Source organism: Sphaerisporangium sp. NPDC005289 (assembly GCF_040607455.1).
Lineage (GTDB): Bacteria > Actinomycetota > Actinomycetes > Streptosporangiales > Streptosporangiaceae > Sphaerisporangium > Sphaerisporangium rhizosphaerae.
Window position 1 is genome coordinate 278,129 of the sequence record NZ_JBEXGS010000004.1, and the last position, 13,586, is coordinate 291,714.

At 72.1% G+C, this 13,586-nt stretch carries 11 protein-coding genes; 9 read left to right on the forward strand and 2 right to left on the reverse strand.

Annotation, left to right across the window (positions count from 1 at the left end; translation table 11 throughout):
* Positions 1-139: 139 nt before the first annotated feature.
* Positions 140-1,447: an alpha/beta hydrolase gene (locus tag ABZT47_RS09730; RefSeq protein WP_354838137.1), complete on the reverse strand. Its 1,308-nt coding sequence runs from the start codon at positions 1,445-1,447 to the stop codon at positions 140-142.
* A gap of 352 nt (positions 1,448-1,799) precedes the next feature.
* Here ABZT47_RS09730 and ABZT47_RS09735 point away from each other — a divergent pair, with 352 nt between their 5' ends.
* The 4 genes from ABZT47_RS09735 (at position 1,800) to ABZT47_RS09750 (ending at position 5,340) form a co-directional block, all read left to right on the forward strand.
* Entirely contained in the window at positions 1,800-2,666 is an 867-nt protein-coding gene (locus tag ABZT47_RS09735; protein ID WP_354838139.1) for a calcium-binding protein, read from the forward strand.
* 85 nt (positions 2,667-2,751) lie between these two features.
* Positions 2,752-3,303 (forward strand): chloramphenicol phosphotransferase CPT, encoded by a 552-nt coding sequence (gene cpt / locus ABZT47_RS09740; protein ID WP_354838141.1) that lies wholly within the window; start codon positions 2,752-2,754, stop codon positions 3,301-3,303.
* A gap of 200 nt (positions 3,304-3,503) precedes the next feature.
* Positions 3,504-4,409 (forward strand): hypothetical protein, encoded by a 906-nt coding sequence (locus tag ABZT47_RS09745; RefSeq protein ID WP_354838143.1) that lies wholly within the window; start codon positions 3,504-3,506, stop codon positions 4,407-4,409.
* A 325-nt stretch (positions 4,410-4,734) separates the two neighbouring features.
* Complete coding sequence (locus ABZT47_RS09750; protein ID WP_354838145.1) at positions 4,735-5,340, forward strand: GNAT family N-acetyltransferase; 606 nt, start codon at positions 4,735-4,737, stop codon at positions 5,338-5,340.
* A 258-nt stretch (positions 5,341-5,598) separates the two neighbouring features.
* Here ABZT47_RS09750 and ABZT47_RS09755 read toward each other — a convergent pair whose 3' ends face one another.
* Positions 5,599-6,549 carry a hypothetical protein gene (locus ABZT47_RS09755; RefSeq protein WP_354838147.1) on the reverse strand — a complete coding sequence of 317 codons (951 nt, stop codon included), beginning with the start codon at positions 6,547-6,549 and terminating at the stop codon, positions 5,599-5,601.
* Positions 6,550-6,709: 160 nt separating this feature from the next.
* Between ABZT47_RS09755 and ABZT47_RS09760 the strand changes: the two genes are divergently transcribed.
* The 5 genes from ABZT47_RS09760 (at position 6,710) to ABZT47_RS09780 (ending at position 13,574) form a co-directional block, all read left to right on the forward strand.
* Positions 6,710-7,408, forward strand: coding sequence for a class I SAM-dependent methyltransferase (locus ABZT47_RS09760; RefSeq protein WP_354838149.1), 699 nt, complete (start codon positions 6,710-6,712; stop codon positions 7,406-7,408).
* 410 nt (positions 7,409-7,818) lie between these two features.
* The gene (locus ABZT47_RS09765) at positions 7,819-9,324 is read left to right on the forward strand and encodes an alkaline phosphatase PhoX (RefSeq protein ID WP_354838151.1); all 1,506 of its coding nucleotides are present in this window, start codon (positions 7,819-7,821) and stop codon (positions 9,322-9,324) included.
* 232 nt (positions 9,325-9,556) lie between these two features.
* Positions 9,557-10,084, forward strand: a complete 528-nt coding sequence (locus ABZT47_RS09770; RefSeq protein ID WP_354838153.1) for a MarR family transcriptional regulator — start codon at positions 9,557-9,559, stop codon at positions 10,082-10,084.
* Positions 10,081-12,663, forward strand: a complete 2,583-nt coding sequence (locus ABZT47_RS09775; RefSeq protein ID WP_354838155.1) for an MFS transporter — start codon at positions 10,081-10,083, stop codon at positions 12,661-12,663. Before ABZT47_RS09770 ends, ABZT47_RS09775 begins: the two co-directional genes overlap by 4 nt.
* Positions 12,660-13,574: a YceI family protein gene (locus ABZT47_RS09780; RefSeq protein WP_354838157.1), complete on the forward strand. Its 915-nt coding sequence runs from the start codon at positions 12,660-12,662 to the stop codon at positions 13,572-13,574. Before ABZT47_RS09775 ends, ABZT47_RS09780 begins: the two co-directional genes overlap by 4 nt.
* Positions 13,575-13,586 lie beyond the last annotated feature (12 nt).

The window sequence follows — 13,586 nt, forward strand, 5'->3', positions numbered from 1 at the left end:
GTCTTGTGCCGCGTTTTTGTCTGACCGCCGCGTCTGATGCCGCGTCCTGTGCCGGTCTTGCGCCGCGTTGGCCGGTGCCCCGGAGCCGGCGCGCAGGTTCGTGGGCGCGTGCGGGACCGCCGGTGCGGGGGACGGGCCGTTACCGGCAGCTCGCGGTCTCCGGGGTGCAGAACTCGACCTCGGGATAACGGGGGGACGGCTCGTTCAGCAGGGGTTGCGGGATGCCGCGCAGGTGCAGGTCGAAGAAGGCGCGGACGTACCGGCGGGTGATCTCCACGGTGCGGGTCGCGGACAGGTCGCCGCCGAGGTCGACGCCGATCTGCTGGGCCAGCAGGTCATAGTCGGTGAAGGACGCGTGCACGGCTCCGGCCACGACGAGCCAGCGTTTCCACCCGGTCAGGTGCTCCCAGTCACGGTCCCACGTGGGGTCCTCGCCGCCCGGGCTGTGCAGCGTCTGGCCAAGGAACAGGAACGGCCGCGCCACTCCGCTCGCGGAGATCGGGGCGAACATCGTGCCGTCCATGTTGATCCCGGCGCGCACCCGGGGGTCGTTCAGCATGGTCTCGGCGGCGCTCGCGCCTCCGAGGGAGCTGCCCGCCATCGCGATCCGGGACGGGTCGATCAGCGAAGCGCCCCGCCACGCGGGGTGCGGCCCGGTCAGCTCGTCGACCACGAAGGAGACGTCGACCGCCCGGTTCTCCACCGCCTTCTTCCCGAAGTCGTCGGTCTCGAGTTCGCAGGCGGCGCAGGTGGTCAGCCGCCCGCCGGGGAAGGTGGTGGCGAAGGCCTCGTAGGTGTGGTCGATGCCGGCCACCACGTAGCCCCTGCTCGCCAGCTCCTCGGCCAGGGCGGTGAGCGAGCTCCGGGGGTCGGTGAAGCCGGGAGACAGCACGACGAGGGGGAGAGTGCGCCGGACTCCCGCCGGTCTCGCGTCGGTGTGGGCGTTGGTCCGCGTTCTGCTCAGCACGTCGGCGGGGACGCCCGTCACCCCCTTGCCTTGCAGGATGAGCTCCGACTCCTTGGGCGTCACGTACGGCGCGCGCGGGCCGCTCCGCGACGTCGCCGGGTACCAGAGGGAGACCATGAGCTCCCTCGCCCCGGCCTCGGGGACCCACGGATCGGGGCGGGAGGCGTCTTTCAGGTACAGGGATGTCGTGCCGACCGGATGGGGACCGGTCGGCGCCGGCAGGTACGGGGCGCCGCTCGGCGTGGCCGAAGGACCGGCGGAGGAGACGGAGACAGGGACGGAGGCAGAGGCGGACGCGGGCGCACAGGAGGTGGCGGCCACCAGCGCGAGCAGTCCGGCCACGGCGGCCAAGCCGCCTCGCGCGGCCACGGCCCGCGGCCTTCTCCTGCTCGGACCGGGGCCGGTGGGGGTGGGGTGACTCTCGTCGTGCTCGGTCAGGCGCTCGGTGCGCTGGGCCGGAGCGGAATCGTCGTAGGACATGGAGCGATCTTGCGAGTTCAGGACGGCCCTGGTATCGACCGAAGGTGCGGTCGGCGCGGTTTCCGAGCAGTCCTTTAGACCGATGGCCGGCCCTTCACGCGGATCGGCCCTGCGCGTCTCACGACGGCGATCTCGGGAGCGGCAGGCGACACAAGCATGGTGGAGCGTGGTGGAACGCGGTGGAACGCCTACCGGGTGGGTGCTGAACGGGCACCGTTTCAGGACGATCAGAGGGGCGCACATGAAGGAACGTCCATCAGGTCACCCGGAAGGCCGTGGTGACGGATGACCTCCACGCCGAATCACCGCGACGACGATCGCCTTTCGTCGTCCCCGTCATCAGGAGAAGCGCATGTCCGGGCGTGATCGAAACCACCGCGTCTCCCGCCGCGTGATGCGGGTGCTCGGCGGCGCGGCGGCGCTGGCCGCCCTGCCGGCCGTTCTGTCCGTGCGGCCCGCGATGGCGGCGCGGCCCTGCTACGGCGACTGCCAACCGGGTGTGGTGCGGTCCGCCGGGGTCCTCAAGTACGACGCCCCCGTGGGCGTGGACGACCAGATCACCGTCAGCGCGGCCGGCGGGTTCCTCACGGTCGCCGATCCCACCGCCACGCTCACCGTGGGCGCCGGGTGCACGCTGGTGACCTCGCACGAGGCGCGCTGCGCGTCGGCGAACGTCGGCTCGATGGTCGTCCGCGGGCTGGACGGCGACGATGTGATCACCAACTCCACGGGCCTCGCCGCACGCCTGATGGGCGGGGACGGTGACGACCGGCTCGTCGGCGGCTCGGGCGACGACACGTTGGTCGGCGGGTTCGGCGGCGACCTGCTGCGGGGCGGCGCCGGCTCCGACACCGTCGCCTACTCCGAGGTGTCGAACAGGCTCGGCGTCCGGGCCGATCTCGACGGTGCGACCGGCGACGACGGCAGTTCGGAGGACGGGCCCGCGGGCGCCCGCGACACCATCGCCGCGGATGTGGAGAACCTGGAGGGTACCAACGCCGACGACGTGCTCATCGGCGACGCGGGCCCGAACGTCATCAACGCGTCGAACGGCCACGACCTGATCCAGGGCCTGGGCGGCGACGACCGGCTCACCGGCAGGGGCGGCGGCACCCTCGACGGGGGCGCCGGCGCCGACCGTTGTACCTCCGACCTGCGAGGTCTGCTGGAGACGGTGGACACCTTCAGCGGCTGCGAGACCACGGAGATCGTGACCTAGCGCCGTGATCTGATCGGTGGCGGCAGGGCGGCGCCGGTCGAAAACGGTTTCACAGCCCGCGGGCCGGGTCTCTACCCTGTACGCCGTGACGACTCAGGTGATCGTGCTCAACGGCGGGTCCAGCGCGGGCAAGTCCGAGATCGTCCGGTGTCTGCAGGCCGTCCTGCCGCGGCCATGGCTGGCTTTCGGGGTCGACTCGCTCATCGAGGCGATGCCCGCGTCCATGCGGGCGTCGGACGCGGGAATCGAGTTCGACCAGGACGGCGGAGTGAACGTCGGGCCGGAGTTCATGGCGCTGCAGACCGCGTGGATGGAGGGGATCGCCGCGATGGTCCGCGCCGGAGCCCCGGTCATCATCGACGATGTCTTCCTCGGCGGAGCGGCGACCCAGCGGCGGTGGCAGGCGGCTCTCGGCGGACTGGAGGTCCTGTGGGTCGGGGTCAGGTGCGACAGCGCGGTCGCCGCCGAGCGCGAGAGGACCAGGGGGGACCGGGTCCCGGGAATGGCGGTGACGCAGGCGGAGATCGTCCACGAGGGCATGGTGTATGACCTGGAGGTGGACACCACGCGGACCGGCTCCCTGGCGTGCGCGGAGATCATCGCCGATCGCGTGCGGCGATCCGGCGAACCCCTCTAGACACCGAGTCCGGCCGCGAGCCGCGGGCGGATCTCGAGTCGCCGTCCAATCGTTGCGGCTTCGCCATCTGCCAGAGGTCTGTGACGGCTGTGACCGGTGGGAAGATTGCGGCCTCCGGGAATAATGTGGAGTTTCCGGACAAGACGGAGTCAGAGCTGCTAAGTGTTGTGCGGCCAGGATTCACAGCAGAGAGGTTCGGCATGGACCGCGACGGCCACCCGAGATCCCACGAAGAGGATCCTCTCCAGCAGGTGGGGCCCACGGGCGTCGACCGGGACGACCAACCGGTGCGCCCGGGCGGTGACGTGCTGTCCGACGGCTGGACGCCCGGACACGAACCCGCTCACGCCCCAGACGACGAGGCGTCCGACCCTGACCGGGCCGACCATCAGTGGGCCGAGGGTGACGAGCGGCTCGAGAGTCTCGAAGAATTCGACTATCTCTACCGCCGCGAGGGCGAGGAGATGGTGCTCGACGACGAGCGGTCCGAGTCCGAGGACCCTGAGCGGCCGGGTCGCGAGGAGTGGGACACCGAGAGCGGAGGGGAGCGCGGCTTCCTCGGCTCGGGGTGGACCGGCGAGGCGGACGCGGAGGAGAAGGGCGGCAAGAACAAGGGGTTCATCGTCGCCATCGCCGCGATCGTGCTGCTCGCGGTGGCGGGCGGCTGGATCGTGTCCACCTCGGTCGGCTCCAAGCCGGAGGCGGCCTGCTCGGCCCCCGGCAAGTGCCCCTCGGTAGAGCAGTCGGATCCCGCGCTGACCGACACCCCCAGCGCCGGGCCCAGCATCGGCGACCCGGCCACCGAGCCCACCGCCGGGACCGGCGAGACCGCGGAGCCCCCCAGCGGGACGCCCACGCCGACGGCCGGCCAGGGACGGCAGACGCGCCCGCCCACGTCCCGGCCGACGCCGACGCGCACCCGGGTCCACTCGCCGCGGCCGTCGCCCAGGTCCAGCGGCCGCCCGCAGCAGACGCAGGACCCGCGGATCGAGGACGACCCCGAGTCGTCCCCGAAGCCCCCGCCGACCACGCAGGCGCCCCCGCCGCCGGCGCCGAGCCCGACCCAGAGCGAGAGCGGCGGCGGCCTGCTGGACTGGATCTTCTGATCGTCCTGCTGGACGATCGGCTCGGCGGACGTGACGGCCCTGCCGCCCGGCCGGCGGGACGTGGCCATGGTGTTCCAGGACTACGCCCTGTTCCCGCACATGGACGTCACCGCCCCGAAGACCCGCCGGCCGCCCGAAGACCTGCGGGCCGCCCGAAGACCTGCGGGCCGCCTGAAGACCTGCGGGCCGCCTGAAGACCTGCGGGCCGCCCGAAGACCTGCCGGACGTCTGAAGCCTCCGGGCCGCCTGAAGTCCCGGAGGCGGCCGGCCAGGTCGACGGACGCCGGAACCGATGTGGACCTTGATTGGGGTTGAGTGCAGCGCGATGCCTAGCCTTGTGCCCGCGGTCGTCGTGCCGGGATCGCTGAAGCGTGCCCCGCAACCGGTGCTGTCGTCGGAGAACGACCTGGTGCTGCGGCCCTGGACGGCGGCGGACGCGCCCGCGATCGTCGATGCCTTCCGGGATCCGGACATCCAGCACTGGCATGCGCGCAGCGTCGAGTCGCTCGCCGAGGCCGAAGAGATGATCGAGGCCTACGCGCAGGGCTGGCGCGCCGAGTCCAGCGCGCACTGGGCGGTGGTCACACCCCGGGGCGAGGTGCTCGGCCGGGTCGCGTTCCGCACCTTCGACCTCTTCTGGGGACACGCGGAGGTGGCCTACTGGACGCGGGCGGCGGCCCGGGGGCGCGGTGCGGCCACGACGGCGGTGCGGGCGCTCACCACCTGGGCCTTCGGCATCGGCTTTCACCGGCTGTACCTCTACCACTCGACGCTCAACGACGCCTCCTGCCGTCTCGCGCTCAAGGCCGGCTTCGCCCTGGAGGGCACCGAACGCAGTTCCATCTTGCACCCCGACGGCTGGCACGACATGCACCTGCACGCCCTGGTCAACCCCTCCCACCTCTCCCAGGCCACGGCACTCCCGGCCTGACCACAGCGGCGTCCGTCTCCCCCCACTCGCGTCGGCGTGCTGGTCATGATGTACGCGCCGCGCGGGTGACCGACCCGCCCGTACCGGCCCGTCCCGGCCTTCACCCGGGCCGCCGCCCGCGCCCGGTCGCTCGGGGGCGGCGGACGGTCGGGTACGGGCCGGTCGGGTACGAGCCGGTCGGGTCAGGTCAGCGGACGGTCGGTAGGAGCAGGTCAGGGCCGGTCAGCGGACGGTCGGGCATGAGCCGGTCGGGCCAGGTCAGCGGACGATCTGGAGGAGGGCCTGGGTCCGGGCCTGCGCGGGTTCGGCGAGGCGCTGGAGTTGCCTGCCGGAGGCGTCCAGGACGACCAGGGTGTTGTGGCCGGAGCCGGCGACCCGGACCACCAGGCGGCCGTCGGGCAGGTAGAGGGCGCCGATGAGACGGCCGCGGACCGCGATCGGGACCTTGGCGCCGGTGGTCGTGTCGACGATCGTCGGGCGGAACCACACGGGCCAGCCGCCGTCGCCGCCGGGGTCCTTGGGAGACAGGGTCGCCACGACGACGCGCTCGCCGTGCGGCGACAGGCTCTGGACGTGGTTGGCGAGCTTGACGCCCTTGACCCTGACCGACGTGCGGGCGCGCAGGTCGAGGCGGTAGACGCCGTCGGTGGTGCCGGCGTACCCGGCCAGGTAGCGGCCGTCGGCGGACCAGGCCAGGTGGCAGACCCCCATGGTGGTGCCCGCCCTGCGCGTGCCGCCGCCGGCGGCGCCGGCGATGGCCACCGGCGAGGCGTCGCTCTCACTGCTGGGCAGGAAGGCCACCTTGGCGGAGTCGGGCGACCAGACCGGGGTGAGGCAGGGGGCGTTGGCTCCGGCGCCCTTGGCGAGGGTGGTGACCTTGCCGGCGGCGCTCACCTGCACCTTGCCCAGCCCGGTGATCCAGGCGATCTTCCTGCCGTCGGGGGAGGCGGAGAACTGCCCGGTCTCCGGTGTGACCCCCAGCCGGGTGGGGCCCTTGCCGGGCTCGAAGCGGGTCACGACGTACCCGCGGTTGAACCGCGCGTAGACGGCGACGCCCTTGATCGGGGCCGGCTTCGCCGCCGCGGTCGTGGAGGTGGGCGCCGATCCGGCGGCGGAGAGCGGGGTGGTGCTCGCCGAGGCCGGGGCGACGGCCAGGGGGGCGAGGAGCGCGGCGCCGAGGACGGCGCCGAGCGGCAGGTATCGGTTCATAAAGGCGCCTCATCATCTGTGGTCTTGTCTGTGTGCCCTTGTTCGACGCTCGTCCGTCCCGATGAGTTCGCTCGGATCGCGTTCTACGGCGCGACAGGTCCGATCTGGCTCTGTGTAAAAGGAGATGCGTCCAGGCGAGGGCGTTCGCGAGGATCGGCGCATGGCTGAAGCATGGATGATCGACGAGCTGGCCTACGCGGGCCATGAGCATCTCGACCCCGAGTTCATCACCGGCTACGACCGCAAGCAGGGGTATCCCGACCCCTCCGCGGACCTGGCCGTCCTCGCCGAGCACGGGGTGGGCGAGGACGCCACCGTGGTGGATCTCGCCGCGGGCACCGGGCAGTTCACGCTGGCCGCGGCGCGGCGGTTCCGGCGGGTGGTGGCGGTGGACGTCTCTCCCGTGATGCAGGACGCCCTGCGCGGGCGTGCGGAGAACGCCGGGCTGTCCAACATCGAGCTCGTCCGGGCGGGTTTTCTGACCTACGAGCATGTCGGGTCGCCGGTCGACGCCGTCTACACCAGGAACGCGTTGCACCAGTTGCCCGACTTCTTCAAGGCGATCGCGCTGGAGCGCATCGCGGGCCTGCTGCGGCCGGGCGGCGTGCTGCGCCTGCACGATCTGATCTACGACTTCCAGCCGTCCGAGGCGGGGCGGGTGTTCGACGGCTGGTTCGCGGGCGCGGTGTCCGATCCGGCGGAGGGGTACACCGCGGAGGAGTACGCCGAGCACGTGCGCACGGAGTTCAGCACCTTCCGCTGGCTGCTCGAACCCATGATCGCCGCGGTCGGCCTGCGTATCGTGGACAGCCGGTTCCAGGCGGGTGCCTATGGCGCGTATACCTGCATAAAAGCGTAATTGATGACCGGTCGCCGCACGGATGAGGCTCTCTGGTGCTTTCGGCGAGGCAGGGGAATTCGCGGCGCCGGAGGGCGGCGGCAACACGGCGCGGCGGAGGGTTGATGACCCGGGCGGGTAGCTGATTGGCTGGAAGCGCGGGACGAAGCGTGTCCCGCCCTGGTGTGGACCGAGGTGCGTCCCGCCCTGGCGCAGACGAAGGCGTGTCCCGTCCCGACGCGGACGAAGGCGTGTCCGCTCTGGTGCGGGACGGCGGCGTGTCCCGCTCTGCCCTGGTGTCATGGTCATCGGGACGTAGGGGACGTTAGCCGTTCCTTAACCAATAAGTCCGCATCAGGGGAGGAAGCGTTCATATGTAGCGGCTTGGGTCCATTAGGTCTACACACCATGCGAATGGAAAAGGTGCTTTCATGACCTCCTCGATGTCACGCCACGAGGCGACCGGCGCGACCGGCGGTGACGTGTCCGACGGCGACGTGTCGAGCCGCGGCCTCTCCCGCCGTGACCTGTTCCGCGCCGGCGCGGTGGGCGGTCTGGGCATCGCCATCGCCGGCAGCCTGGAGTCGATCGCCGGCCCCGCCGCCTTCGCGCAGACCGGGGCCAAGGGCGCGACCGGCTACGGCGCCGTCGTGGCCGACCCGGCCGGCCTGCTGGCGCTCCCGCCCGGCTTCTCCTACAAGATCGTGGCGCAGGCCGGCAAGACGCTGCTGGAGACGGGCGAGCCGACCCCGAGCGACGCCGACGGCACCGGCTGCTTCCGCGCGCCGCACGGCTTCGTGCTGGTGAACAACCACGAGATCGGCGGCGGCGAGCCCTACGGCGTGCCGGCGCTGGACGGCCTCACCTACGACCCGGGCGCGCACGGCGGCACGACCAACATCGAGGTCGACAAGCAGGGCGACCGCGTCCGCGAGTACGTCAGCGTGGCCGGTACGCACAACAACTGCGCCGGCGGCATCACCCCGTGGGGCACCTGGCTCACCTGCGAGGAGACCGAGCAGCGCGCCGGCGGGGCGTTCCAGAAGGACCACGGCTACGTGTTCGAGGTGGACCCCTTCGACCGCGACGCCAACAAGAACCCGGTCCCGCTGAAGTTCCTCGGCCGGTACTCGCACGAGGCCGTCGCCGTGAACCCCCGCAGCTCAGAGATCTACCTCACCGAGGACGCCAGCAGCCCGAACGGGCTCTACTACCGCTGGACCCCGCCGCGCGGCTTCCACGCCCGCAAGGGCGCGCTGCGGGCGCTGGCCCTGACCAACGGCGGCGACACCGCGGGCACGCTGGAGGCGCTGAGCGCCTACAAGGGCGGCAAGCACATCAAGGACCTGTCCGAGGCCACCCAGCCCGGCACCCGGTACAAGGTCAAGTGGGTGGCGGTGCCCGACCGCGACGCCAAGACCGTCTCGGTGCGCAAGCAGTTCACCGACGACCAGATCACCCGCAGCCGCAAGCTCGAGGGCGCCTGGTTCGCCGACGGCGGCGCCTACTTCGTGGCCAGCTACGCCCGCCACGACGACGGCAGCGTCAACGAGCACGACGGCCAGGTCTGGTTCTACGACCCCGAGTCCGAGACGATCACGCTGAAGACCATCTTCGGCGTGAACCCCGACCCCGAGGCCGACACCGACTACGACGGGCCGGACAACATCACGGTCTCGCCGTACGGCGGCGTCATCCTGGCCGAGGACGGCGAGGGCGTCTCTCACCTGGTCGGTGTCACCAAGCAGGGCACGCCGTACCCGATGGCCCGCAACGAGCTGAACGACAGCGAGTTCACCGGCCCGACGTTCAGCCAGGACGGCAGGATCCTGTTCGCGAACATCCAGACCCCGGGCTACGTGTTCGCCATCACCGGCCCGTGGCGCCGTCCGTCCGACGGCAACGGCCACGGCGAGCACGGTCACGACCACCACTGATCGCCACTGACCACTACCGGACCATCGCCACCGCCGGCTGACCGGCCGGCCGGCGCGCTGACGCGGCGCCGTCTCCTCCCTTCGGGGCGGGGGCGGCGCCGTTTCGCGTCCGGGACGGGCCGCTCGCGCCGGTGGGTGCACGCTGGGAGGCCGGGAATAGGACAGACCCCCCTAAAGGTTGCCTTGGGCAATAATATATATTTGCCTAAGGCAACTAGATGGAAGAAGGGTCATGGCATCCGACGGCGACCGCGGAGAACTGCTCGTCCGGCTGGCCGAACTGGTGCCGGTGATCAAGGCGGTCAAGCGCGACCTGCCGTTCCCCGGCCCCCGTGCGGGCCTCAGCCTCCTGGTCGTGCTGTACCGCTGCGGCGCGATGCGCCTGGGCGAGCTGGCCGACTGCTCGGAGGTCGACCAGTCGGTGATCAGCAGGCACGTCGCGGACGTGGAGGAGCGGGGCTGGGTCGAACGCGTGCCCAACCCCCGCGACGGGCGTTCATGGTACGTCCGCCTGACCCCGGACGGTGAGCGGGTGGTGCGCGAGGCGCTCGCCCACGCGCGGCACTCCATCGAGGGAGCCCTGGACGGCTGGACGGACGAGGACGTCGCCGAGCTGTCGGGACTGCTCGGCCGCTTCCGCGCCGGCTTCGACGCCCACCGCGACCGGCCGCTCCATCGCGACCGCCCCCCACACCCCATGCCGGACACGGCCCCTGTGCCGGACACGGCCCAAGCTCAGACAGTGAAGGGACTTCGATGACCACCGCAGTACCGGCGGAGACGCGGGAGGCCGCCCCCGATCCGGCCGCACCCATGTCCCACAGGGAGATCCTGGAAGCGCTGTCGGGCCTGTTGCTCGGCCTGTTCGTGGCGATCCTGTCGTCCACGGTCGTGTCCAACGCGTTGCCCACGATCATCGCCGACCTGCACGCGGACGAGAACACCTACACCTGGGTGATCACCGCGACGCTGCTCGCCACCACGGTCTCCACCCCCATCTGGGGCAAGCTCTCCGACCTGGTGAGCAAGAAGACGCTGGTCCAGCTCGCCCTGCTGATCTACATCATCGGCTCGGCGATCGCGGGCGTCTCGCAGAACCCGAGCATGCTGATCGGCGCCCGCGTCATCCAGGGACTCGGCGCCGGCGGCCTCACCGCCCTGGTCCAGGTCATCATGGCCGCGATCATCGCGCCCCGCGAGCGCGGCCGCTACTCCGGCTATCTCGGCGCGGTGTTCGCCCTGGCCACCATCGGCGGGCCGCTCATCGGCGGCGTGATCGTGGACACCTCCTGGCTCGGCTGGCGCTGGTGCTTCTACGTCGGCGTGCCCTTCGCCCTCATCGCCCTGGTCGTCCTGCAGAAGACCCTGCACATCCCGGTGCGCAGGCGCGCCGTCAAGGTCGACTGGCTCGGCGCGCTGCTGATCACCGCCGCCGTCTCGCTGCTGCTGGTGTGGGTCTCCTTCGCCGGCCACAAGTACGACTGGCTGTCGTGGCAGACCGGGGCCATGGTGGGCGGCGCGGTGGTGCTCGCCCTGCTCTTCCTGCTGGTGGAGTCCAGGGCCGCCGAGCCGGTCGTCCCGCTGCGGCTGTTCGGCAACGCCGCCATCAGCCTCGCCGTGGTGGCCAGCCTGCTGGTCGGCGTCGCCATGTTCGGCGCGACGACCTTCCTCAGCCAGTACTTCCAGCTCGCGCGCGGCGAGACGCCGACGATGGCGGGCGTCATGACCCTGCCGATGATCCTCGGCCTGGCGCTGGCCTCCACCATCGTCGGGCAGGTCATCACCCGCACCGGCCGGTGGAAGATCTTCCTGGTCACCGGCTCGCTGCTCCTCACCGCGGGCGTCGCGCTGATGGGCATGCTGCGCTACGACACCGACTACCGGCTGCTGGCCGTCTACATGTTCCTCATCGGCGTGGGCCTCGGCATGACCATGCAGAACCTCGTGCTGTCGGTGCAGAACCAGGTCCGTCCGCAGGAGCTCGGCGCGGCCAGCTCGGTCGTCGCCTTCTTCCGCACGCTCGGCGGCGCGATCGGCGTCGGCGCCCTCGGCGCGGTGCTCGCCCACCGCGTCATCGACTACATGGCCGAGGGCCTGGGCAGGCTGGGCATCCGCGGCGGCGGCGGGCTGAGCGAAGGCGCCGTCCCCCGGCTGTCGGAGCTGCCGGCGCCCGTCCGCACGGTGGTCGAGGACGCCTACGGGCACGGCGTCGGCGACCTGTTCCTGTACGCCGCGCCGTTCGCGCTGCTGGCGTTTATCGCCATCCTGTTCATCAAGGAGATCCCGCTGCGCAGCGCCAGCGGCGAGGAGCTGCAGGCAGCGACCGCCGACGGCGTGCCCGCCCCGGTCGGCGGCCCCGGCCGCCACGCCCAGCGCAACGGCGAGGCGCCGGTCACCGCGGGCCTGTCGGCCAACGGCACGACGCAGCCCGCCGCGGCCCTGTCGGCCAACACCATGACGCCGGTCACCGCGGCGTTGTCCGCCAATGGGATGGCGCAGGCCGGCGCGGCGCTGTCGGCCACCCGGACGGCGCAGGCCACCGCGGCCTTCCCCGGTGAGGAGATCGGCGCCGAGCCGCAGGAGGGCAGCGGCATCCGCGGCGTGATCCGCGGCGGCGACGGCACTCCGGTGGCCCAGGCGACGCTCACCCTGATCGACCTGCGCGGCCACCAGCTCGGCCGGGCCGTCACGCAGGCCGACGGCGGGTACAGCATGTGGACCCCCGGCCCCGGCAGCTACGTCCTCATCGCCTCCGCGGGCGAGCACGACCCGCAGGTGGCCACCCTGGCCGTCGGGGAACGGCCGCTGGACTTCGACCTGACGCTCGTCGGGTCCGGACGGCTCGCGGGCACGGTCCGCGACCTGGACGGCGCCCCGGTCCCCGCGGCCATGGTCGTCGTGGCCGACGTGCGCGGCGAGGTAGTCACCACCGGCCTGACCGGTCAGGGCGGCGACTTCGGCTTCGCCGGGATCGTCGCGGGCGACTACACCCTCGCGGTCAGCGCCGAAGGCTACCGCCCGGCGGCGGTGCCGGTCGCGGTCGGCACCGGCCAGACCAGGCAGGACGTCGTCCTGCTGCACGGCGCCCGGGTCAGGGGCACCGTCCGGGTTCAGCAGGACGGACGGCCGCTCGCCGACGCCCGCGTGACCTTGCTCGACGCGGCGGGAAACGTGGTCGGCTCCGCCACCACCGGCGAGGACGGCGAGTACGCCTTCGCCGACCTCACCGGCGGCCAGTACACGGTCATCGCCACCGGGTACCCTCCCGTGGCGAGCACGGTCACCCTCAACGGGCAGGGCGAGGACGCCCACGACGTCTGGCTCGGTCACCCCGAATGAGCGGCGAGTGGAACGCCACCGGGCCCGGCGTCGTCGCCGGCGCCACCGCGTCGCACGGGCTGCGGGCCGTGGTGCGCGGCAAGGACGGGTGGGCGGTAGGGCACGCGGTGCTCACCGTGACCGACATGTCCGGTCACCAGGTGGTCCGGGCCGAGGTGGACGCGGACGGCGCGGTCGCGACCGCGCCGCTGCCCTCCGGCGTGCACACCGTCGTGGTCACCGCGGTCGGCTACGCGCCGGCCGCCGTGACGGCCATCGCCTCCGCCTCGGGATCGGCCGACCTCGGGGTCGTCGAGCTCGCCCGCCAGGGCGGCGTGGAGCTGCCGCCGCCCGGGCTGTGGACGATCGACCCTGCCCACTCCAAGGTCGCCGCCACCGCGCAGCACCTCGGGCTGTCCAGCGTGCAGGGCAGGTTCGCCGAGTTCGCGGGACGCATCCAGATCGGCGCGACGGCCGAGAGCTCCTCGGTCGTCGCGGAGATCGACGCCGCGTCCATCGACACCGGCAACCGGACGCGCGACGAGCACCTGCGCTCGGCCGACTTCCTGCACGTGGCCGCGCACCCGCGGATCTCCTTCCGCAGCACAGGACTGTCCCCGGCCGGCCCGGACCGCTGGACCATGCGCGGCGAGCTCACCCTCGCGGGCGTCACCCGTCCGGTGGACCTCGCGCTCTCCTACCTCGGCGCCGGGCCGGACCTGTGGGGCGGGCTGCGCGCCGCCTTCCGCGCGGTCACCGAGCTGCGCCGGGAGGACTTCGCGATGAACTACAACCAGGTGGTGCAGGCCGGCATCGCGCTCATAGGAGCGACACTGAAAGTGGAGCTCGACGTCCAGGCGGTACGCGACAATGAGTCTCCGAACGGCGCGGGCGCCCGGACCTCCGGCGCGGACGCCGTGCGCGGCGCGTGAGGGGAGGCAGGC

What these genes read in the sequence shown, in the direction of transcription:
- ABZT47_RS09770 (WP_354838153.1), top strand. Translation starts at nt 9,557, where the DNA reads ATGGCATCCGACGGCGACCGCGGAGAACTGCTCGTCCGGCTGGCCGAA.
- ABZT47_RS09735 (WP_354838139.1), top strand. Translation starts at nt 1,800, where the DNA reads ATGTCCGGGCGTGATCGAAACCACCGCGTCTCCCGCCGCGTGATGCGG.
- ABZT47_RS09745 (WP_354838143.1), top strand. Translation starts at nt 3,504, where the DNA reads ATGGACCGCGACGGCCACCCGAGATCCCACGAAGAGGATCCTCTCCAG.
- ABZT47_RS09760 (WP_354838149.1), top strand. Translation starts at nt 6,710, where the DNA reads ATGGCTGAAGCATGGATGATCGACGAGCTGGCCTACGCGGGCCATGAG.
- ABZT47_RS09775 (WP_354838155.1), top strand. Translation starts at nt 10,081, where the DNA reads ATGACCACCGCAGTACCGGCGGAGACGCGGGAGGCCGCCCCCGATCCG.
- ABZT47_RS09755 (WP_354838147.1), bottom strand. Translation starts at nt 6,549, where the DNA reads ATGAACCGATACCTGCCGCTCGGCGCCGTCCTCGGCGCCGCGCTCCTC.
- ABZT47_RS09730 (WP_354838137.1), bottom strand. Translation starts at nt 1,447, where the DNA reads ATGTCCTACGACGATTCCGCTCCGGCCCAGCGCACCGAGCGCCTGACC.
- ABZT47_RS09780 (WP_354838157.1), top strand. Translation starts at nt 12,660, where the DNA reads ATGAGCGGCGAGTGGAACGCCACCGGGCCCGGCGTCGTCGCCGGCGCC.
- ABZT47_RS09765 (WP_354838151.1), top strand. Translation starts at nt 7,819, where the DNA reads ATGACCTCCTCGATGTCACGCCACGAGGCGACCGGCGCGACCGGCGGT.
- ABZT47_RS09750 (WP_354838145.1), top strand. Translation starts at nt 4,735, where the DNA reads ATGCCTAGCCTTGTGCCCGCGGTCGTCGTGCCGGGATCGCTGAAGCGT.